Raw genomic sequence first — 21,695 nt, 5'->3', positions numbered from 1 at the left:
CCAGCTTACGCCCAGTATCCCAGATTTTTCAAAGAAACGACGCAACACAACAAACGCTTAAGCAGATAGGTGGCTTATTCAATGGCTGAAAAGCAACAGCAGGACCCCGCCCCTCTTGTCAGCGTGTTGATCCCAGCGCGCAATGCTGCAAACACGCTTGGAGAAACTCTGAGCAGCCTGCTGGCACAAAGCTTCACCAATTTTGCTGTTGTGTTGGTGGATGATGCCTCCACCGATGAAACCCGGGAGATTGCCGAGCATTTTGCTGGTCATTTTCCGAAGGGCCGGTTTCAGATCCTTGACGGGCCGGGTCAGGGGATCTCAAATGCCCTGAATACCGGACTTGCAGTGATTGAGAGCCCCTTGGTTGCCCGCCTTGATGCGGATGACCTGTCGGAGTCGCTTCGGCTGGAGCGGCAGGTCCGGATTATGAACCGGAACCCTGACTGGCAGTTGTGCGGAACAGAAGTTTCCGTGATTGACAAAGCCGGGCAGATCATTGACCAGATGGAATGCCCAAAAAGCTCGGTCGAGATCCGCAAACGCCTTTTTGAGAAGTGCTGCTTGTACCATCCGACTATCATGTTTCGACGGGATGCTGTGTTGGCTCTTGGCGGGTATCGTCCGCATTTTGATGGTGCTGAGGATTATGACCTTTATCTGCGCTTGCTGGAATATGGGAAGATTGGCGCTCTTAACGAGCGGCTTGTTCGGTATCGGCTGCATCCGGGTCAGGTGACGGCACGCAGCGGACGACCTTATCGGATGGTGGCTGATATGGCGTTGCTCTGTGCTGTTGCGCGGTTGCATGATGAAGAGGAACCGACTTTCAGCGAGGATACATTCGCGAATGATCTGGGCCAAGCACTGCGTGCCGAACTTCGGGAACGCGGCTTCTCGCATATCTCGCCAAAAGTGGCGCGGCATATGGCACAGCGGATCAAAAAATCCAAGGCGCGGTTGGAGTATCTGAAGGGACTGCTATTTATTGAGAACGCGAAGGCACGAAATTATAAAGAGGCCGCCAAGGCGTTGTTGGTGTGAGGTTTTGTTCTCAAGCTTGCAGTGATTGCACGGTCTCTACCATCTGTGATGAGCACGAGATAGCAATTCTCCTTGACGTCCAATGTGGGATTGCTCAGGGGCTGTAGAAGCAGACATTGTTATTCATGCGGGTACGCTTTTTTGTATGCGCCTGCCCTGCGACCGATCTTTCGCTGATCGAAGCGACCAGTTTCACATGCACGCCCTACTCTGGCTTGGTCCACTGCGCCAATTCTATCGTGATTTTTTCTGGTCCGAACAGAAACACCAATTTTCTGTCGTTAAACTCCATGACTTCAGAGCGGGCTTTGAACCCGGCGGTTTGAAGCTTTGACAGTCTGTCCTCCAGATCATCAACCGCGAAACACAAGTGATTGTAGCCTGTTCGGCAGAGGTCTTCGGGGTAAGGCTCGCTGCGAGGCTCTGGGTTGTGGTAGTGTAGCAACTGAATTTCAAACCTTGGGCTATGGCCTTTCAGCACCAGCGTGACGTGCTCTGCTTCCAGATCCGGAATGCCCATGTACTTTGAAAACACGGGACCGGAGATGACGAGAGATTTTTCTTCCTGAAAATCAAGCAGGGCAAAAAAGGAGCGCGCCTCCTCCAGATTGCGGACCGCCACCGTCACATGATCAGGGTGCATTTTGTTGGTCTCCTCGCATGCAGGTACACTCCGAGGCCGACTTACGCCCTCTACCAGCCTCATACCTCGATTACTTCATTCTGACACGAGCATGTGGTCGATGAGACCCTGTGTATTGTCGGAGCCGCTGACGAAGTCGTCCCACAGGCTCATGAGCATGTCATCATAGTTTTCTGCGATCTGCTGGATGTTGAAGAGACGAAGTACTCTCTCCCGTCCCGCCTCTGCCATGTCTTCGCGCATGGGTTGGTTATCAGCCAGATCGAGCAGCGCTGACGCAATTTCTTTGGGCGCTCTTGGGTTGATCACCTTGCCAGTTTCTCCGACCGCCTCCCACAAGCCTCCTGAATGCGTGGTGATCACTGCAGCACCGCAGCTCATCGCTTCAATCGCAGTGCGGCCAAACCCTTCTGCTACGATGGAAGGCACCACTGCGATGGATGATCTGGCGAGGCGTTTTTGGACATCTGAGGCATTGAGATTGGTCTCGATGGAGACGCTGGCAGCATGGTTTGAAAGCATTTGTCGGAGCGAGTTTGCAGTCGATTGCTCCCCTTCATCGGTAACGGCCAGTACCAAGTTCAGTTTCCAGCCCGTTCGGTCCAGACGGTCAGCGCAGGCAAGCCAAGCCTGGGCCAGGTCGAACACGCCTTTGTCTTCCCGCGCTCGGCCTACATAGATCACCGAGTTTTCTTTGGGGGCTGGGGACCAGAGGTCGCAGTCTATGCCGTTGGGCACGACAACACTGCGGGCCTTCACTCCGGTGAAATTCTCGCAGAAATTATTGCGTGCATCCTCGCCAACCCAGATGATGCCTGCGAGGCGGTTCATTTTGCGAGTATACTTCCAGCGTTTGAAGGCGCTGTTGCGCTCAAACCTGCCATGCCTGTGTAAGACCACAGGGGTGCCCGGAAAATCCGTGATGATCTGAAACGCTGTTTCCAGATGCTGATGCACGACAATCAGTTGCGGGCCGAACTCTGACAGCGGGTCGTAAAACCTCGCTGGAGTTGGCTTTTTGCCCGGTTCTGTCACTGCTAAAACATCAACATCCTCAAAAAGATCCTCCTCGCCCCCTGCAAAGATACGCAGGTTGCCTTTGTTCTGGCTATGAAGCGCAAGATCATGAGCGCACAGATCTATTGATGTGGCTCGAGACTGGCAAAAATGCATATTACGCGGCATTACGATTGCAGTTCTCAATGCGGCCCCCACTCTACTGTTTGCATTCAGCAAAGCTTGAAGTGCGCGGACTGTACATTCCTTAGAAGTCTTCCTTCTAAAATCAGGGGTGCTTCTTTAAGGAGGTGAAAATCCCTGATGCTCCCCGGGGCTACATCTGTGGGAGGGAGCGCTCTTCCTGCTTGTAATTGGCGGAAAACAAAGGCAATAGAGCTGTGAATGTCATTGGCTTGAGCCTCAATGACCATAAGCGGATTGGATGGATCTTTGACAAAGCGCGTTGCAATCATCGGGGCAGGCCCCGCCGGGCTGTTTGCTGCTCAACATCTGGCAGAAGCCGGCGTGCGCGTGAGCCTCTTTGATCAACGCCCCTCTCCTGCCCGCAAGTTTTTGATGGCTGGGCTTGGAGGTCTCAATCTAACCCACAGTGAGGATCTGGAGGTTTTTCTGAGCCGCTACCGTCCTGCACACGCGCAATTGCTAAAGTCGGTACGGGACTTTCCTCCTGCTGCACTGCGGGAATGGAGCGCGGGGTTGGGGCAGCCAACTTTTGAAGGCTCGAGTGGCAAGGTGTTTCCTGAGAGTTTCAAGGCCTCTCCGCTGTTGCGGAATTGGCTGAAACGGCTTGATCAGCACGGTGTGACTCTACACACCAATACTCGTTGGCATGGATTTGATGAAGCTGGAAGTGTACTGCTGCAGAAAGGCAATGAGCCCATTGAAGCGCAGGCGTTTGACGCTGTCCTGTTGGCGCTTGGAGGAGGTTCCTGGGCGAAGCTTGGGTCTGATGGTGCGTGGGTTTCGACTTTCCGTGACAAACAGATTGACGTGAACGCGCTACTCCCTGCCAATTGCGGGTTTGAGATTGCGTTTTCGGATCACTTCAAGGACCGTTACAAAGGCACCCCCCTGAAGAAGGTTGCTGTGTCCCACGCAGAGCGCCGTGTTGTTGGCGATGCCATGCTGGATGCTTCTGGAATTGAAGGAGGCGTGATCTATGCGCTTTCAGCTGATCTGCGTGATACAATCCTTGCAACAGGGGCGGCCCAGATTGAGATTGACCTGAAGCCGGACGTTTCCGCTGACAAACTCGCGTCCAAACTGAAGCGGCCTCGTGGTAAGCAATCCATGAGCAACTACCTGCGCAAGGCGACTGGTCTGCCTGCTGCTGCCATCGCTTTGATGCGGGAAGCCGGGCCACTGCCGATTGAGGCTGATGAACTGGCGGCGCGTATCAAGGCATTGCCATTGCAGCTGACAGCGCCACGGCCTATTGACCGGGCTATCTCCAGCGCGGGCGGCATTTCGTTTGACGAAATCGACGAGCACTACATGCTCACCAAACTGCCGGGTGTGTTTGTGGCAGGCGAGATGCTGGACTGGGAAGCTCCAACGGGTGGCTATCTGCTGCAGGCGGTGTTTGCGACAGGCCGCTCTGCTGCACTTGGCATGAACGCGTTCCTTCAGGACTGACGGGTTTGGAACTGACGCCTGTAGGCAGTTGGTGTGGTGCCATATTTGCTTCGGAAGTGATGCCGCAAGGTTGCTGCTGAGCCGAACCCACACAGGTGGGAGAGCCTCTCCATATCCATCGTTTCCTTTGCCTCCAGCAGGTGTTTTGCCGTCTCTAATTGCTTGGTACGTCGCCATTCTGCAGGCGCCAGTCCGGTTACCTTTGAGAACTTGCGAATGAACGTGCGTTGGCTCATGCCCATCAGAACTGCCATTTCTGGCACGGACATGGTGTAGGCTCGCTTCTTCTCCAGTTCCTCAAAAAGCGAGGCAAAGCGTTTGCTTTCTCGTTCATCAGGTACAGGCTGCTCTGCAAACTGGGTTTGCGTTCCTTCCCTAAACGGGGGCGCGACCAATCGTTTGGCAACGCTGTTGGCGATCTGAGAGCCGTAATCCTGCCGGATGATGTGGAGCGCGAGGTCAATGCCTGCTGCACTGCCCGCGGAGGTAAACACCCTGTCGGTCTCAGAGTAGAGCCGGTCTTCTTCCACGTTGATGGACGGAAACTCTGTTTGCAGCGCCTCGGCATAACGCCAGTGCGTGGTAGCTGTGCGGCCATTGAGGAGGCCCGATTGCGCCAGAACGAAAGCGCCGGAGCAGATGGAAGCAACACGGGCTCCCCTATTGTAGGCCGCGCACAGGGCCTCAATCAGGTCCTCCGGCACCGGGGTTTCAATGCCGCGCCAGCCGGGGATGAGGATGATGTCGGCATGCTCCAGCGCATCCAGCTGCTTTTCCGCGTTGATTTCCAGACCACCCGCGGCTCGGATAGGGCCGTCCTCGATGGCAACGGTCTCATATCTGTACCAATTCGCGCCAAGCTCTGGTCTTGGCAGGCCGAACAGCTCGTAGGCCTGACCGAACTCGAAGGTGCACAAACCGTCGTAGATGAGCGTTGCAACAAGCGGGCCTTCGGGGCTGCGAGGTGTGGATTGGACCATCGGAAAATTCAACTCAAACAAGATTGGCGTATTTTTTACGAATATAGTCATTTGAGCCAGTTTTTTACAACCGGGAAATTCTCCAGATTACGTGAGCAGGCGAGAATCCTGTCATCACCCAATGCAGCTTGCCGAGGCACCCCTCATGCAAGCTGCTTTAAAATAAGTGTTTTTGGTGCTCCACTCCCTAATTGAGAGCATCCTTGCAGATTTGGAGAAGTACATGTCCCCACGCGCACTCGAATATTCCCCAGCAGACCCAAAGCTGGCACTCTCGCATTTCCGTTCAATCCTGCAGTTCGAAACAGATTGCTCTGATGTGCAAGCAGATCTGGCAGATGGCACTGCAGAGTTTGTTTTGCTTGATGTTCGCGGTGCTGCCCGCTTTGCGAAAGGACACGTGGATGGTGCGATCTGTTTGCATCACCGCGATCTAACCGAACAGAACCTTGCCAAATGGCCAATGGACACTGTGTTTGTCGTCTATTGCGCTGGGCCGCATTGCAACGGGGCAGACAAGGCCGCCTATAACCTCTCCCGCTTGGGACGTCCGGTGAAGATTATGCTGGGCGGTATGACTGGCTGGATCGATGAAGGCTTTGAGCTGGTTGCGTCACCAGCTGAAGAAGTTGCTTAAGCCGAGCACCCACTCATAAAAAAGGCACCGAGGTGGGAGGATACCTCGGTGCCAAACAAAGCAGGCATAAAAAGACCGATTGGGAGGGGAGGTACGGCCTTTAAAATCGTCAGGGCAAGACAACCTGCCTTGAAACAAGGGAGACCCACCAAGCAATGGAAACGGGTCACCCTTCAGTTGTCCGCATAGTGATATGCAGATAATCCCTTTTCAGGACTTATTGTTATTTTGGTAATACTGACTGCAAAGCACTCAGTACTTAATGACGCCCTGTTAAACCAGTGTTCTTATTGCTATTGAAGGTATCAGGATCTTGTTATCATCAGGTTGTCAGAGATGGTGAACAAACACTTAGCCGACACACCTGCAGAGAGACGCGGCCTAACGGCTAATTGAGGTGTAAACAGGGCAAAATGCGGCTTTTCCATGGCGCATAGCCGTCAGCTTGTCGCAGTGAAAGCGGGAGCAGCCACAATGTCTTACAGTAAATTTCAATTTCTATCTGCTTCAACTGACAACACAAAGAGTAATTGCAAATATTGGACAAGCTTACAGATTACAAAAATCGTTTTTTGATAAAAAATTATGGCTAGATGAAATTTATTTTCGAAAACAGCAAATACAAGTGATCCGCTCAAACCTTAACAATTTGGCTCAATCTGGAATCATTGACTCCTTCCTAAATACATGCGTCAACTATCTTTACGTTGTTTAAGGGCAGGCTTGCGAAGTCTTTTGAAGCGGTGTTTGCGTTTAAGACGGCCCCGGGACAACGTGGGAGGGGTTTCATTATGCATAAATTACTAAGGGCCGCGGCAGTTAGCCTGGCGGCCAGCGCGTTTGCGCTTTCTGTTTCTTCAAATATTTCCTCTGCGGAAGAGCCAATCAAGATCGCCCATGTCTATGGTAAAACCGGCCCCTTTGAGGCCTATGCCAAGCAGTCTCATGTGGGTTTGATGATGGGGCTGGAATATGCCACTGGCGGCACAATGGAAATTGACGGTCGCAAAATTGAGGTCATCGAAAAAGACAGCCAGCTCAAGCCGGATATCGGACGTGCCATGCTGGCCGAGGCTTATGGCGATGATGAGGTTGATCTGGCAATTGGGCCGGTCTCCTCTGGTGTTGCCTTGGCCATGCTTTCAATTGCGGAGGAATACGAGAAACTGCTGATCGTGGAGCCTGCCGTTGCTGACAGCATCACTGGCGCCAACTTCAACCGCTACATCTTCCGCACGTCGCGGAATTCCTCTCAGGATGCGATTGCGAATGCTGTTGCTCTTGGGCAGGACGGGGCGTCTATTGCCACGCTGGCGCAGGATTATGCGTTTGGGCGTGATGGTGTGGCTGCTTTTCGCAATGCGATTGAAAAGACCAATGCCAAGCTGGTGTTTGAGGAGTACGCACCGACGGACACCAAGGATTTCACTGCGAGTGCCCAGCGCATCTTTGAGGCTCTGAAGAACGAGAAGGGCCGCAAGTTCCTGTTTGTGATCTGGGCTGGTGGCGGAAACCCGCTGGCAAAAATCAACGCGATGAACCCGGAACGTCATGGGATTGAGATTGCAACGGGCGGCAATATTCTGGCGGCTCTGAAAGCCTATAAGGCCATGCCGGGCATGGAAGGCGCGACCTACTATTACTACGAAATCCCACAGAACCCGGTGAATGATTGGTTGGTGAAGGAGCACGAGGCTCGTTACAGCTCACCGCCAGACTTCTTTACAGCAGGTGGTATGGCGGCTGGCATTGCTGCTGTTGAGGCGATCCACAAAGCTGGCTCTACGGATACCGAAGAGCTGATCTCCGCCATGGAAGGCATGGAGTTTGAAGGGCCAAAGGGGCTGATGAAGTTTCGCGCTGAGGATCATCAGGCATTGCAGTCCATGTATCACTTCAAGATCCGCGTGGACCCTGAGGTTGAATGGGGCATTCCTGAGCTGGTACGTGAACTCAAAATTGAGGACATGGATATCCCAGTTCAGAACCAGTAGGTCCCAGTTTTACATAGCTCAGAGAGGGAGCGGACCACCTGCTTCCTCTCCTAAATCGCAAAAGATAACGCTCTGAAACCATAAGACATTTCTGCAGAATTGCTGACCTCATCCTCAGTTGCAGATTGTCCCGCTCATGGATTATCAGAGCCTCAAAGAGCGAAGTACAAGACCATGGACATTCTCTTAAAGCTGTTTTTGCCGCTTTCGCTGGCGTTCATCATGTTCTCCCTCGGGATCTCCCTCACCCTGCAAGACTTTAAACGTGTTGTGCAGATGCCGCGTGCTTTCAGCATTGGTATGCTGGGGCAATTACTGGTGTTGCCCGTTATTGCCTTTCTCATTTTGCAGGTGGTGGAGCTGGAGCCTGCCATGGCGTTTGGTGTGATGCTGCTTGCCTTCGCACCGGGTGGCGTCACCTCCAACATGCTGACACGGTTCAGCGGCGGGTCTGTAGCACTGGCGGTGTCGCTCACGGCAGTAACCAGTGTGCTGTGTGTGCTGACGGTGCCGGTTTTTGCAGCGGCATCCGCAAACTACTTTCTTGGCGCAGCCATGCCCAAGATTGATGTGACGTCTATTGGCATTTCCATGGCACTGATTACGGCTGTTCCCGTTGCGATTGGGGTTCTCGTCAATCATATGGCGCCATCGTTTACCGCCGCGATTTCCAAAGTGGTGTCGCTGTTGGCCTCCGTACTGTTTGTGGTGATCGTGCTTGGAGCCATTGCCACCAACTGGTCTGTGCTGACGGCTAACATTCTGGAACTGGGGCCAGTCCTTATTCTGCTGAATGTGGTGATGTTGCTGATTGGGTATGGCGGCGCGAAGCTTATGAAGCTCTCGCATCCTGACAGTGTTGCGATTGCTATGGAGGTGGGCGTCCAAAATGCCACGCTTGGGATAACCGTTGGGGCTTTGATCGCGATGAACGGCGAAGCGTTGCCGCCGTACAGTCTGGCCTCCGGCATTTACGGCATCACCATGTATGGCTGCGCCTTCCTCTTCATCCTCTGGGCACGGCGGAAAGCGCGGGCAAATCCGAGCCTTCGTGCCCAAAGTGAACTCTCATAAAGGGCAGGTCTTTGGAATTGCAGAAAGATGAAAAGCCGGTTCTGAGTACGCGTGATCTGACCATTCGTTTTGGTGGTCATGTGGCTGTTGATGCGGTGTCCTGCGATTTTCATCGCGGGACACTGACTGCCATTGTAGGGCCGAATGGAGCGGGCAAGACCACTTACTTCAACTTGATTTCCGGTCAGCTCTCTGCAAGTGCCGGTCATGTCTGGCTTAATGGCGAAGACATCACGCGCCTTTCAGTTGCCGACAGGACGCTGCGTGGCATCGGGCGGGCGTTTCAGATGACCAATCTGTTTCCCGGCCTGAGCGTGCGGGAAAATGCACGGCTGGCGGTGCAGGCTCATCAACGGATGGGCATGGATTTGTTTTCCATGGCGGACAGTCATGTGGAGCTTACTGAACGGGCAGAGCACATTCTTGCAGAGGTGCATTTGCTGGATAAGGCCAAGCAGATCACTTCTGAACTGTCGCATGGAGATCAGCGCAAGCTGGAGGTGGCGCTGATGATTGCCATTGGTCCGCAGGTGCTGATGTTTGATGAACCAACGGCTGGCATGAGCGTTGATGAAGTGCCGGTTGTGCTGGACCTGATCCGTGAGCTGAAGCAGGACAAGGACCGCACAATTTTGCTGGTTGAGCACAAGATGGATGTGATCCGTTCACTGGCTGATCGGATTATCGTGCTGCACAACGGAGAGCTGGTGGCAGATGGGGACCCTGCTGAGGTGATCGCCTCTCCTGTGGTTCAGCAGGCTTATCTGGGTGTTGCGCCTGAAGAGAAAACAGAGGGTGCGCATGTCTGATGCTCTTCTCAGCCTAAACGGCGTTCACACGCATATTGGCCCCTACCACATTTTGCAGGGCGTTGATCTGGAAGTTCCACGCGGTGGTGTCACGGTTCTGCTTGGGCGGAATGGTGCTGGCAAAACGACGACACTGCGAACCATCATGGGCCTGTGGCAAGCCTCACAAGGTACGATCCGTTTTGATGGAGCGGCAATTCAGAAAGAGACGACACCGGCCATTGCCCAGCGTGAGATTGCTTTTGTGCCCGAGGATATGGGCATCTTCACCGATCTGACCGTGCATGAAAATATGCTGCTGGCGGCACGGGGCGGAGCGATTGATGAGGAGCGGCTGGGATGGATTTTTGGCCTGTTCCCTCCCTTAAAAATATTTTGGCAGAGTGCGGCGGGTAATCTTTCTGGCGGGCAAAAGCAGATGCTGGCCGTTGCTCGTGCGATCATTGAGCCGAGGAAACTGATCCTGATTGATGAGCCGACCAAAGGGCTGGCACCTGCGATCATCAACGCCATGATTGCAGCCTTGAAAGAACTGAAAGAGATGCAGACCACGATATTGCTGGTGGAGCAGAACTTTTCCATGGCGCGCGCAGTGGGAGACACCGTTGCCGTGATGGATGACGGGCGGATTGTTTATTCCGGCGATATGGCAGAGCTGGCAGCTGATGCCGGATTGCAGGAGAGGCTGATGGGACTTTCACTGGAGGCACACCAATGAGTAACAGCCTGATTAAACCGCGCATCGAGCGCCCTTCCCCCTCTCAGATAATCGAGGCAAAAGCTCCGCTGTTGCTTGTGCCTGTGCTGATGGTGATTGGCTTGCTTGCGATTGGTTCCGGCTCCACCTGGTTGACGCTGACGGCGGCGGGACTGGCGATGGGGATGATGATTTTCATCATGGCGTCTGGCCTTACTGTGATCTTCGGCCTGATGGACGTGATCAACTTCGGGCATGGGGCGTTTATTTCGCTTGGAGCCTTTGCAGGATTTACCATTTTGGGTCTGCTAGGCGGGTGGATTGAGAGCCCCAGTATTGCGCTTAATCTGGGCGCTGTTCTGCTTGCTGTGGCGTTTGCCATGCTGGTGACGGGCCTTGCGGGCTATGGCTTTGAGCGGCTGATTGTTAAGCCGGTGTACGGGCAACACCTGAAGCAGATCCTCGTGACCATGGGCGGGCTGGTTGTGACGCAGCAGCTGATCTATGTGATCTGGGGGCCGGATGAGATTGTGCTGGCGCGGCCTGCTGCGTTTCAGGGTTCTTTTGTGGTGCTGGGCGCTGCCATTGAGAAATATCGTGTGTTGGCCATTGTAATCGGGCTGGCATTGTTTGTTGCCATGCGTCTGGTTTTAAACCGGACACGCATTGGGCTGCTGGTGCGGGCTGGGGTTCAGAATGGCGAGATGGTGGAAGCTCTGGGGTATCCGATAGAGAAGCTGTTTCTGGCGGTGTTCATGGTGGGCTGTGCTTTAGCGGGGCTCGGCGGTGTGATGTGGGGCATGTATCAGGAAACCATTAGTGCTCATATGGGGGCTGAGGTGATGATCTCCGTGTTTATCGTGGTGATCATCGGCGGGCTTGGCTCCATTGAGGGCTGTTTCATCGGCGCGATGCTGGTGGGTTTGCTGACCAACTACACGGGCTTCCTGATCCCCAAACTGGCTCTGGTTTCAACGATCCTGCTGATGGGGGCTGTGCTGATGTGGCGACCTCAGGGGCTTTACCCCGTCGTCAAAGCGCATTGAGGAGTTTGTCAGATGATTGTGAAACTCCTTTCCGGTGATCGTCCACGAAGCAAAATGCTTAGTGCAGTCTTGCTGCTTATTCTGTTTGGTTTGCTGTTTGCACCCTTTCTGTTTCCCGGCACGCGTTCCTTAGATACAGCTGCTCGCATCTGCATCTTCATTGTGCTGGTGGCCAGTTATGATTTGTTGCTGGGGTATACGGGCGTGGTGTCGTTTGCGCATACGATGTTCTTTGGCATTGGTGCCTATGGGACGGCCATTGCACTGGTAAACATGGGTGCCTCTTACAGCGCGATTGCGCTTGGCACCGTGTGCGGTGCGCTGGTTGCCGGAGCTTTTGCGTTTGTGATTGCGCTGTTCTCGCTGCGGGTCAAAGCGATCTTCTTTGCCATGATGACGCTGGCTGTGGCCAGTGCATTTCTGGTGCTGGTCTCGCAACTTTCTGGTTTCACTGGCGGTGAGGACGGGCTGAGCTATCGTATCCCGCGAGAGATGACGCCTGCATTCAAGCTGGTGAAGGAGAAGGTTCTCGGCGTTCGCCTTAATGGCAAACTGATCACGTACTATGTTGTCTTCTTCAGCAGCCTGTGTCTGTTCCTTGTGTTGTTGCGCATGGTGAACTCACCGTTTGGCCGTGTTCTGCAAGCTATTCGTGAGAATGCATTCCGTGCTGAAACTATTGGTTACAAGGTGGTGCGGTATCGCAGTGTGGCGACAATTCTGTCTGCGGTGATGGCTGCGCTCGCCGGGTCCCTGATGGCTCTCTGGCTGCGTTACACGGGACCGGCAACAACACTCTCTATGGATATCATGGTGGACATTTTGTTGATGGTTGTGATTGGCGGAATGGGGAGCATGTACGGCGCCGTTATCGGGGCGGTCCTGTTCCTTCTCACTCAGTCCTATTTACAGAACCTCTTGGGCCTCCTTCAGGAATCGCTGGGTAGTCTGCCTATAGTGTCAGAGGTGGTTTCACCGGAACGCTGGCTGCTTTGGTTGGGAATGTTATTTATCTGCAGTATTTACTGGTTCCCTAAGGGCATCGTGGGCCGTTTAAGAGGAACATAATGCCTCAATTGGCCTCTTTTTTTAAATTGCACCTTGTGGATTTCTTAAGGAGCAACTACATCGGTAGGGACGAGCAAGCTAAGAGATTTGCTTATCCCGTAGTATTAGAGGGGCGACATATGACCCGCCTCCCTATATGAACCATTAGGACTGATTTCTTTTAAAAAGAATGAGAGCTCAGACCTTATGACTGCGGGCTGTTATTAGAGACACGGCTGGCAATGTTGCGGTGCATGTATCGGAACAATGTCCTTTTCTGCCTTTGATTACATTGCTCGTCACGACTGACCCGCCTTAACCAGGCGAGTTGACTTTTTTGGCTTAAAGGACGTTTCCATGCGACAAGACGGTACCCTCAAATTCTTCAACCACGACAAAGGCTACGGCTTCGTTACTCCAGCTGACGGTTCCAAAGACATCTTTGTTCATATCACAGCTTTCGAACGCTCTGGCATCGCAGTTCCTGCTGAAGGTGCAGCGATCACTTTTGTTGCTGAAGAAGATCGTCGTGGCCGCGGTTTGCAGGCTTCCCAGATTGAGCTTGCTTAATCTGTACGATTTGCGAGGCTCCAGAGTTTGTTTCAGCGCAAGCTGAATGAACTTTGTGACCGCCACATAATTGGCCTGATGCGCGCCGGCAATTGCCAGGCGCCGTCAGGCCTTTTATTTTTTACATCAGACCAGCCGTCTCCTTGTTCTGATCAGAGCTTGCCTAATGCTCTCTCTCCCCCATCTTTCAGCTGAGAACTTCTTAAAAGAGCCGCAATCACGGCTATTTTATCTGGCTCAACGAACATCGTTGTTTTCACTTCATAAATTTCGTGGTTCACATGACGACTTGGCCTCGCAAAGTTGCCACTGATGGCCTATACTGACAAAAGTCGCAGATCTGCGCTTATAAGAACAACTTTTTTCTCTGCGACCTCTCGCAGAATTGGGCAAGGGACTCATTGTGAAGGGCACGACCAAAGCCAGCAGAACGCAGCATCGCATTCTTGAAGCGGCCATCGACTATGTGCAAGCACAAGGCGGTGGGCAGTTTTCGTTGGATGCAATCGCCAAGCATGCAGGTGTTTCCAAAGGTGGGCTGCTCTATAACTTCCCAAGCAAACAAGCTCTCATCCGCTCCATGGTTCAATACCATGTAGATGGCACGCGCGATAACATTGCCACAGAAGAGCAGAAGCTTGCTGATGATCCTTATCGTCATAAACTTATGCGGGCATTCCTGAAGGGGCTTTGCAGCAAGTTCAAAGAAGACAACAAGGCAGCCTCCGGTATGCTGGCCGCCATTGCAGACGACCCGAGCCTGCTTGACCCCGTCCGCGTCTTCCACAAAGACATGTACGCGCGCATTCAGGACGAGTCAGAAGACCCAGAGCTGGCAACCCTTGTCTATCTGGCTGTTGAAGGCATTCACAGCAACGGGATGTTTCAGGTTCTTGATGAGGACCAGCTGAATGTGGAAGAGCAACTCGAGCGCATGTTCGAGATACTCAAGTAAAGCTCTCTCTGACTTGATTTCTTCTCAGCCCTGACCGCTGAAATATATCGCCAGACCCGCCTGCCCTCTGCTAGCATTAATACCTACGTATTTTATGAATTAGCGGAGACGGGCAGATGAAACGCCGTGACTTTCTGAAAACAGCAATGGCAACTGGTGCTGCGGGCGGCGCTTCTGTCCTTGCTGCGCCAGCACTTGCAAACGCCACATTGAACCTGAAACTCGTTGGTTCTTTCCCAAAGGGCTTCCCGGGCGTGGGCACCTCAGCTGAGCAGCTGGGCAAACGCATCGAGGCGCTTTCTGACGGCAAGATCTCCATCAAGTATTTTGGTGGCGGCGAACTGGTTCCTCCGTTCGAAACATTCTCTGCCGTTTCCTCTGGCACTGCTGATATCGGTCACAACGCGCCTTATTACCAGGTGGGCAAGATCCGCTCGACCATGTACTTCACCACTCTCCCGTTTGGCCTGGATGCGACCGAGCTTTCCGGCTGGTTGCGTCATGGCGGCGGACAGGCGCTTTGGGACGAAGCGTATGCACCGCATGGTGTGAAACCATTTTATGCGGGCAGCTCAGGCGCTCAGGCAGGTGGCTGGTTCAAGAAGCCAATCAAGTCTCTCGATGACCTTGTTGGGCTGAAGATGCGCATTGCTGGCCTTGGTGGCGACATCCTACGCAAAGTGGGTGCGACCACTGTCGTGACACCTCCACCAGAAATCTACCCTGCCCTGCAGTCTGGTGTGGTTGATGCAGCTGAGTTTGTTGGCCCGTGGAACGATCTCGCTCTCGGCCTTTACAAGATCGCGCCGTACTACCACTTGCCAGCGTTCCATGAGCCGGGTCCGGGTCTGGAAATGATCGTAAACCAGAACACCTATGAGAACCTGAGCCCTTGGCTGAAGGAAGTTCTGGCGCAAGCGGCGACAGCGCAAGCTGAAGAGAGCACGGCGGAGTTCCGCTACAACAACACCATCGCTCTTTCCACTCTGGTGGAGCGCGGTGCTATTCTCTCTTCCTTCCCACCGGATGTGATTGAAGCGATCGGCGCGGCTGCACGCGAAGTGATTGCGGCCTATCCTGCTGGGGACGCCATGAGCGAGAAGATCCATGGTTCCTACATGGACTACGTGAAGGCCTGCTCCCTGTATGGTGCTCGCATGGAGGGGCAGCTTTATCAGGATCGCGCGCAGGTTTGGTCTACCTAAGCCTCACCTGACCGAGATTTTGGAATGGAGAGCTTTGCTTTCCATTCCGCGAACTGCTTAAACGAATCATCAAAAGCTTATTAAATAACGTGGATGCTCTTGTACTCGCTGAAAACTCAAGTATATTTCCGAAATAGTAATCAATTGCAACCTACACATATACTTAGGAACTAAGTATTTAACCTAATTATATTACTTAGGTGAGAATAAGTAGGCAGTTAGTACAAATCCAAGCGACAGAATAAACGCTCTATAAAGAATTACTGACTCAATTTGTGGGTGTAATCACGAAACAGTGAAACGGGCAGCATTGCCCCGCTCAAATTTGGAACTCGAGTTCCCCTTTCAGGTGCTCTCATGCGTCGTATTCTTTTAAAGTATCGTATCATCGCGATATTCATGCTTGCGTTTGTGCCCATGCTCTATTTTGCTGGCTCACAAATCACCACTGCCTATAACAAAAAGGTGGAAGCATCCTCTATTGGCCAGGTTGCAGAGTTTGTTCCTGTATTGAGTGCTGTTGTTCACGAACTGCAAAAAGAGCGTGGCCGCTCTGCCGGATATCTTGGTGCTAAGGGCAAAGCCTTTGCCGAAGGACTCGCAAACCAGCACAAGCTGACCGATAGTAAAATCCGCATTTACAAAACGGCGCTCACCAAAATTGACCTGATGTCCATTGATCGAGGCCTTGCGGCTCAGGTGGACATGGTGAACAGCCGTTTGGCAAGCATTGATCGGATCCGCAATAACGTCAAAAGCCTGAACACAACCGTTGGTGAAACTGTTGCTTACTACAGCGGTACTATCAACGAAGCTTTCAAGTTTTTGCCAAGCACAGTTGCCGTGAGTCGCGATGCCAGCCTTGTTCGCAAACTGAGCATGTATGAAGAAGTTCTGCTCGGTAAAGAAAACGCAGGCATTGAGCGCGCAATTGGCGCAAACGGCTTTAGTGCTCAGGAATTCAATCCGACTATCTACCATCGCTTTGTTCGTCTTGGCGCCAGTCAGGATACGCACTTCAAAACTGCGCAATCATTGATGACCGGGCCTCAGGTGAAGTTTCTGGAGAAGATCTTCAACCGGCCTATCATGAGCCAGGTCGATGCTGCCCGTAAGTTGGGTTACGCCGCTGCGTTTGGTGGCGATATCTCCTCTATCTCCGGTACTGAGTGGTTTGATCTGGCGACCGAACGTATCGACTCGCTGAAGGATTTTGAAGACTACCTTGCGGACGAACTGGTGATGCATGCGCAAAAGCTGACAGCGAATGCACAGTGGGAGTTCATGCTCGCCCTGATCATCTCCGGCATCGTCACTGTGCTGGGTATTGGCGCGGCTTACACGATCATTCGCAGTGTATCTATTCCGGTAACAGCCCTACTTAGCGATGCTCGCAAACTGGCTGAAGGCGACACCACTGTGACGTTCGCTGGTGCGACTGGCGTTGATGAAGTTGGCCAGGTGGCGAACGCTGTTATGTCTTTCCGCGATACAGTTGCTGAGCAGAAGCGTCTGCAGAGCCTTTCTGAGAAAGAACATGAGCAGGAACGCGACCGTCAGATGCACGTGGATCAGCTGATCAGTGTGTTTAATGATCAGGTTTCCAGCGTTCTTGACCGGGTTGATGACAACACCGGCAAGATGCAGCAAACCGCTGACTCTCTCACGCACATCGCAACAACCACATCTGACCGTGCCAACAGCGCTGCAGGTTCTTCTGAACAAGCCTCACAAAACGTACAGACTGTGGCATCTGCTGCTGAGGAGCTTTCGGCGTCCATCGAAGAGATTGGTCGTCAGATCTCCCAGACCAAGCAAACCGTTGATGATGCCACCAGTGTTGCAACTGCAACCAACGACCATGTGGCAGATCTGGATGTTGCTGCGCAGAAGATTGGCGAAGTGGTCAACCTCATTCGCGACATCGCCGAGCAGACCAACTTGCTGGCCCTGAACGCGACCATTGAAGCAGCGCGTGCTGGCGAGATGGGCAAAGGCTTTGCGGTTGTTGCCTCCGAGGTGAAGGAGCTGGCAACCCAGACCTCCAAGGCGACAGAAGAGATTTCCTCGCAGATCTCCGGTATTCAGGGCTCCACAAAGGAAGCCGTGACTGCCATTGAGCAGATTGCTGGCACAATGCATCAGGTGAATGAATACACCAGCTCCATTGCAACTGCGATTGCTCAGCAGAATGCGGCAACGTCCTCCATCAGCCAGAACATTCAACAGGCTGCACAGGGCACTCAGGATGTGGCGGACAGCATGAGCGTTGTGACGAGCTCGGTTCAGGAAACCAACAGCTCTGCCAATGACGTGCTTGAGGCATCTTCCTCTGTTTCCAAACAGGCAACAGAGCTGCGCCAGACAATCTCCAGCTTCCTGAGAGATGTTGTTGCGGCTTAAGCATTGAACATTACCGAAATGCATTGAGGAGGGCTCTGGCCCTCCTCTTTTGTTTGATCCCGAGTTGACCTTGGCTGGAAAGCCCATATAAGAGCGCCATGCAAAACATTGACGTTCTTATAATAGGTGCAGGCGCAGCCGGCCTGATGTGTGCCATTGAGGCTGGAAAGCGCGGACGCTCTGTGCTGGTGATTGACCATGCCAAGCGCCCAGCGGACAAGATCCGTATCTCCGGTGGCGGGCGGTGCAATTTCACCAATCTGCACGCATCTCCTGCAAACTATCTTTCTGAGAACCCACGTTTTGCTGTTTCTGCTTTGAAGCGTTTCACCCAGCATGATTTTATCGCGCTGGTGGACAAGCACCGCATCAGTTGGCACGAAAAAACACTGGGCCAACTGTTTTGCGATGACAGTGCTCAGCAGATCATCGACATGCTGCTCCAGCTCTGCCAGCAATCTGGCGTTCGCATTCAGCTGGGCACCAGTGTCACCTCTCTCACCAAGCCTGATGATCGCTTTACCGTGGGCACGTCCAGAGACACCGTGCGAGCGCAGTCTGTAGTTGTGGCATGCGGAGGTCCATCCATTCCCAAGATGGGTGCCTCCGGCTTTGGCTACGAGATTGCCAAGCAGTTTGATCTACCGCTCGTCACCCCTCGTGCTGCTCTCGTGCCATTCGTCTTTGATGATGCGATGCGGGAACGGACCAAACATCTGGCAGGCGTTTCAGTGGATGCTGTTGTGTCTTTTAAGAAGACCAGTTTTCGCGAAGGGTTGCTCTTCACCCATCGCGGCCTTTCCGGGCCATCCATTCTGCAGATCTCCTCTTACTGGGAAGAAGGCAAAGACATTCGCGTCAACTTGCTTCCAGACACAGATGTTTTTGAGGCCCTGAAGTCCGCCAAGCAAAGCCAGCCGAAGCAGGACATTAAGACTGCGGTGGCAAGCTTGTTGCCTAAAAAGCTGGCCACACACATTGCTGAGGAGCACAAGCTGAGCGGACGGTTGGCCGACACCTCCGACAAGGTGCTCCGCAAAGCCGCTCTGACAATCAATGAGTGGACCCTCAAGCCCATCGGCACCGAAGGCTACCGCACTGCTGAGGTCACTTTAGGCGGTTTGAGCACAAAGGCCCTCTCCTCCAAAACAATGGAAACCAGCTCCGTCCCCGGCCTCTTCTTCATCGGCGAAGTCGTCGACGTCACCGGCCACCTCGGAGGCTTCAACTTCCAATGGGCCTGGTCTTCAGGCCACGCGGCGGGACAGTTTGCTTAGGTGTGACGGCACAATAAAGTTTGTAATGATGCGGTAGAGTTTGTAATCTTAACCGCGTTTGGAATAAAAAAGTTTGTAATGTCGGATCACATACACTTTGCTGCATGTGCGAAAAGCTCTCCCAAAATTTGATCCTTCTTGGCTGCGACGGGCCATGACCGGACATTCGCACAGTTTATCCAAGGTTGAACAAGACCCACCCGAAGGCTTCTACAGTCGCTTTCATGATCATTCTGTGCTTAGATCTCGTCCTTAAGCGTTCATTGAACTCTTCGTCAGCATTGCAGTGGAGAACCCTTAAAGCTGTCGTTGGGATGGCTTGCAATTATTCTCCGGCGACCAAGTGCTCCACATCAAATCCAAGAAGCCGTATTCCCCGAATTGAGCGATTGTTGAATGGTGGGCGCGTCGGATCCCCCCAACCAAGCAGCTCCATCACGCAGGCTTCACCAAAGCCATTTAGTTTATAGCTGCCATAAACACAGTCAAAGGCACGGTCGATTGCGTCACCGGGGCCTGACAACAAGTACTTCACCGTTTTTGCAACGGCCTCGCGCGGGTTCTTCGCCTGAAAATCGAGACGCAAGCGTTCGAGGCCAGTCAAATCTTCACCCAGATCTTTCGATGCGAAGCGCAATCGCTCAAGAAAGGCGTGGCACCCTGTCAAATAGTGGAACAGGTCGTCGTAGCTGAGTTGCTCAAGTTCAGTGGGATCACAAAGATAGGTTTTAATGTTCGCGATGTTCTCGATTTCCGATGAGGCATGGTAAGCGTCACCTTTCACGGTGTCATCAGTCGACTGCCACACATCTACATAATGCGCTATGCGACTTGCCCGTTTCGCGGAATCACTCAACAGCGTTGCCTCTCGCCACCCGTTGCCGCCGCCCTGCGTGAGTCTCAACCAACCTAGGAAGCGCCCCATCTCGATCTGAGGATCCTGACCAGAATACTCGGGACGCCCAAACCCGTGTTCTTTCGCGACTGTCAAGATCTCGTGGTGAGCAGGAACCAGCACCTCGTCGTACTTGCGACGAAAGCTTTGAATGAACGAGCGCTCCTTCGACTTTTTCTCACTTCCGACGACCACACTTGTTGGGGCCGCGGGTTTGACAAATTTGTGAATGAACCTTTCAAACGCATCCTCTCCCTGTGGCTTTTCTTTCGATTTGAACGCCCTACTATACTCGCGGAGCACTCCCTCGGTTAAGACGTCTGCATCATTCCACAAGTCATCGAAAATCTGGGGTAAGTCGTAGAATGTCTCATCACGGTCCTGTCTCAAGAGCACTGAAAGCTCTCGGTTCGATTGCAGGCCGCTTTTTGTTAGGTTGGCTGATCCGACAAGTGCCACGTCATCAACGATGTACAGCTTGGTATGGAACTTTGCGTCGGTGAAATATCTAACTTTGACCATCGGGTTTTCGAATGCAGCGCGCAGGGCCTCTGGTGTAGTGGCTGGAGAAAACCTGACAACAAGGCGAACCTCGCAACCCCTGTTGGTCAGCGCTTCGATGGGTGCCGTTGTCGTGAAGAACGGAGCAGCCAGCAGGCCAACTCTCGGTTTTACTCCAGCTTGCATAAAGAAGTTGATCGTGAAGCCTGATTCCGAAGTGTTCCCGTATAGGTCTCTCAAACTCATTGCTTTACCGATAACTCGCTCAAGTGGAACAGGAAGCAGTTCAAAACACTTTCACGCCGGACCCTGTATCGTGTGTTTTTTAAGAGGCTGTCAGTTCGATAAAAGCAATTCATGCATAACACCAACTTCATCAATTGCTTTGACATACTGATCTCGCCGCAAAACGGAGTACTTGTCGTTCGAAAGAATAATACGATTAGCGTCCTCTGGAATGATTTCACTCGACACAGCTTGTGTAGAAATCGTTCCCAGAATGAGCTGCTGACCATCTAGTGCCTTAGTAAAGATAAACTTGAAAATCGCATCCAAGTTACTCGAGTCTTGTTCTTGTTGTTGCGGTGAGTCGATGACCAGAGGACAGACCTTTGTGTCGCCGAATTTTTTCAAGGTGTGCAACAGAGAAAAATACTGAGCAAGCAGAGCACGGGGGAGATCGCTACCCAGAGCATTGTTCTTAATTACCCGTGTTGGTTCCGCATAATCGCTATCTTCCAAAACAAATACATTTAGAGCGTTCAAGTACTCTTTCATGCGCAACTGGTAATATTCGAGAATCTCTTTCTTCTTCTTCGAGTTCAGCTTTAAGTCGGCTTTTAAACTATCAATCTCTTTCTGGACTTCTGCGATTGCCTCGTCCTGAATAGCGATGTCCTTGTTGAGGGAGGCAACCATCTCCTTATTACCCTCGGAGGCAACGATTTCGCGCAAGCTCACCTTAGATTTTTTTCCATTGAGCAACTGTTCCATTTCGTCGGTTTCTTGCTCAGTTGTCTTATATTCGCACTCTGCAGCTTCAAGTTTTTCAGAAATTTCGATGCGGGCTTTCTTACGTTGATCTAAAATTCCTCGGCAGTAGTCCACGTCATCCAGCAGACCAAACCTCTCTTGAATGTTTGTCGGCGACGCCTTATGGACAAATCGATCGATTTGAGTAATGGAGTGTTTTGGCCCATGATCACTAGATTAGGAGTGAACAATGGGGCAATACACAAGGACCGCCAGCGCTGCAGCTGAGAA

At 52.7% G+C, this 21,695-nt stretch carries 19 protein-coding genes; 14 read left to right on the top strand and 5 right to left on the bottom strand.

Translation table 11 applies throughout. The features are described from left to right. The first annotated feature begins 81 nt into the window (after positions 1 to 81). Positions 82 to 1,044 (top strand): glycosyltransferase, encoded by a 963-nt coding sequence (locus PsAD26_RS05930; RefSeq protein WP_063309666.1) that lies wholly within the window; start codon positions 82 to 84, stop codon positions 1,042 to 1,044. Positions 1,045 to 1,249: 205 nt separating this feature from the next. Here PsAD26_RS05930 and PsAD26_RS05925 read toward each other — a convergent pair whose 3' ends face one another. Both PsAD26_RS05925 and PsAD26_RS05920 read right to left on the bottom strand, forming a co-directional pair. Continuing rightward, the gene (locus tag PsAD26_RS05925; RefSeq protein ID WP_063309665.1) at positions 1,250 to 1,687 is read right to left on the bottom strand and encodes a VOC family protein; all 438 of its coding nucleotides are present in this window, start codon (positions 1,685 to 1,687) and stop codon (positions 1,250 to 1,252) included. A gap of 75 nt (positions 1,688 to 1,762) precedes the next feature. Beyond that, positions 1,763 to 2,890, bottom strand: coding sequence for a glycosyltransferase family 4 protein (locus tag PsAD26_RS05920; protein WP_208985531.1), 1,128 nt, complete (start codon positions 2,888 to 2,890; stop codon positions 1,763 to 1,765). A gap of 219 nt (positions 2,891 to 3,109) precedes the next feature. Between PsAD26_RS05920 and PsAD26_RS05915 the strand changes: the two genes are divergently transcribed. Next, positions 3,110 to 4,342, top strand: coding sequence for a TIGR03862 family flavoprotein (locus PsAD26_RS05915; protein WP_063309664.1), 1,233 nt, complete (start codon positions 3,110 to 3,112; stop codon positions 4,340 to 4,342). On the opposite strand, the gene ftrA is transcribed toward PsAD26_RS05915, so the two are convergent. Continuing rightward, the gene (gene ftrA / locus PsAD26_RS05910; protein ID WP_063309716.1) at positions 4,333 to 5,322 is read right to left on the bottom strand and encodes a transcriptional regulator FtrA; all 990 of its coding nucleotides are present in this window, start codon (positions 5,320 to 5,322) and stop codon (positions 4,333 to 4,335) included. The two genes, PsAD26_RS05915 and ftrA, sit on opposite strands and share 10 nt — an antisense overlap. A gap of 223 nt (positions 5,323 to 5,545) precedes the next feature. On the opposite strand from ftrA, the gene PsAD26_RS05905 reads away from it, so the two are divergent. From PsAD26_RS05905 to PsAD26_RS05850, 12 genes are all read left to right on the top strand, one after another. Continuing rightward, positions 5,546 to 5,959: a rhodanese-like domain-containing protein gene (locus tag PsAD26_RS05905; RefSeq protein WP_063309663.1), complete on the top strand. Its 414-nt coding sequence runs from the start codon at positions 5,546 to 5,548 to the stop codon at positions 5,957 to 5,959. 791 nt (positions 5,960 to 6,750) lie between these two features. Continuing rightward, complete coding sequence (locus PsAD26_RS05900; protein ID WP_063309662.1) at positions 6,751 to 7,953, top strand: substrate-binding domain-containing protein; 1,203 nt, start codon at positions 6,751 to 6,753, stop codon at positions 7,951 to 7,953. 174 nt (positions 7,954 to 8,127) lie between these two features. Beyond that, a complete protein-coding gene (locus PsAD26_RS05895) occupies positions 8,128 to 9,027 on the top strand; it encodes a bile acid:sodium symporter family protein (RefSeq protein ID WP_063309661.1) in 900 nt (299 codons plus the stop codon). A gap of 17 nt (positions 9,028 to 9,044) precedes the next feature. Continuing rightward, complete coding sequence (locus PsAD26_RS05890) at positions 9,045 to 9,836, top strand: ABC transporter ATP-binding protein (protein ID WP_063309715.1); 792 nt, start codon at positions 9,045 to 9,047, stop codon at positions 9,834 to 9,836. Then, entirely contained in the window at positions 9,829 to 10,554 is a 726-nt protein-coding gene (locus tag PsAD26_RS05885) for an ABC transporter ATP-binding protein (RefSeq protein WP_063309660.1), read from the top strand. Before PsAD26_RS05890 ends, PsAD26_RS05885 begins: the two co-directional genes overlap by 8 nt. Then, on the top strand, positions 10,551 to 11,579 hold the full coding sequence (locus PsAD26_RS05880) for a branched-chain amino acid ABC transporter permease (RefSeq protein ID WP_063309659.1): 1,029 nt from the start codon (positions 10,551 to 10,553) through the stop codon (positions 11,577 to 11,579). The genes PsAD26_RS05885 and PsAD26_RS05880 overlap by 4 nt, the downstream gene beginning before the upstream one ends. Before the next feature lie 12 nt (positions 11,580 to 11,591). After that, the gene (locus PsAD26_RS05875; RefSeq protein ID WP_063309658.1) at positions 11,592 to 12,647 is read left to right on the top strand and encodes a branched-chain amino acid ABC transporter permease; all 1,056 of its coding nucleotides are present in this window, start codon (positions 11,592 to 11,594) and stop codon (positions 12,645 to 12,647) included. Positions 12,648 to 12,983: 336 nt separating this feature from the next. Then, complete coding sequence (locus tag PsAD26_RS05870) at positions 12,984 to 13,196, top strand: cold shock domain-containing protein (protein ID WP_057461006.1); 213 nt, start codon at positions 12,984 to 12,986, stop codon at positions 13,194 to 13,196. Positions 13,197 to 13,599: 403 nt separating this feature from the next. Then, positions 13,600 to 14,151 carry a TetR/AcrR family transcriptional regulator gene (locus PsAD26_RS05865; RefSeq protein ID WP_063286955.1) on the top strand — a complete coding sequence of 184 codons (552 nt, stop codon included), beginning with the start codon at positions 13,600 to 13,602 and terminating at the stop codon, positions 14,149 to 14,151. Between the two features lie 116 nt (positions 14,152 to 14,267). Beyond that, on the top strand, positions 14,268 to 15,356 hold the full coding sequence (locus PsAD26_RS05860; RefSeq protein WP_063286857.1) for a TRAP transporter substrate-binding protein: 1,089 nt from the start codon (positions 14,268 to 14,270) through the stop codon (positions 15,354 to 15,356). 357 nt (positions 15,357 to 15,713) lie between these two features. After that, on the top strand, positions 15,714 to 17,759 hold the full coding sequence (locus tag PsAD26_RS05855) for a methyl-accepting chemotaxis protein (protein WP_063309657.1): 2,046 nt from the start codon (positions 15,714 to 15,716) through the stop codon (positions 17,757 to 17,759). Between the two features lie 98 nt (positions 17,760 to 17,857). Next, entirely contained in the window at positions 17,858 to 19,036 is a 1,179-nt protein-coding gene (locus PsAD26_RS05850) for an NAD(P)/FAD-dependent oxidoreductase (protein WP_063309656.1), read from the top strand. Between the two features lie 325 nt (positions 19,037 to 19,361). Here PsAD26_RS05850 and PsAD26_RS05845 read toward each other — a convergent pair whose 3' ends face one another. After that, entirely contained in the window at positions 19,362 to 20,678 is a 1,317-nt protein-coding gene (locus PsAD26_RS05845) for a phospholipase D-like domain-containing protein (protein WP_063309655.1), read from the bottom strand. A gap of 90 nt (positions 20,679 to 20,768) precedes the next feature. Then, positions 20,769 to 21,539 (bottom strand): hypothetical protein, encoded by a 771-nt coding sequence (locus PsAD26_RS05840; RefSeq protein WP_063309654.1) that lies wholly within the window; start codon positions 21,537 to 21,539, stop codon positions 20,769 to 20,771. Positions 21,540 to 21,695: the final 156 nt, after the last annotated feature.

The organism is Pseudovibrio sp. Ad26 (assembly GCF_001623285.1).
GTDB classification, from domain to species: domain Bacteria; phylum Pseudomonadota; class Alphaproteobacteria; order Rhizobiales; family Stappiaceae; genus Pseudovibrio; species Pseudovibrio ascidiaceicola.
The sequence above is the reverse complement of the archived record's forward strand: the minus strand, read 5'-3'. Positions and strand labels throughout refer to the sequence as shown.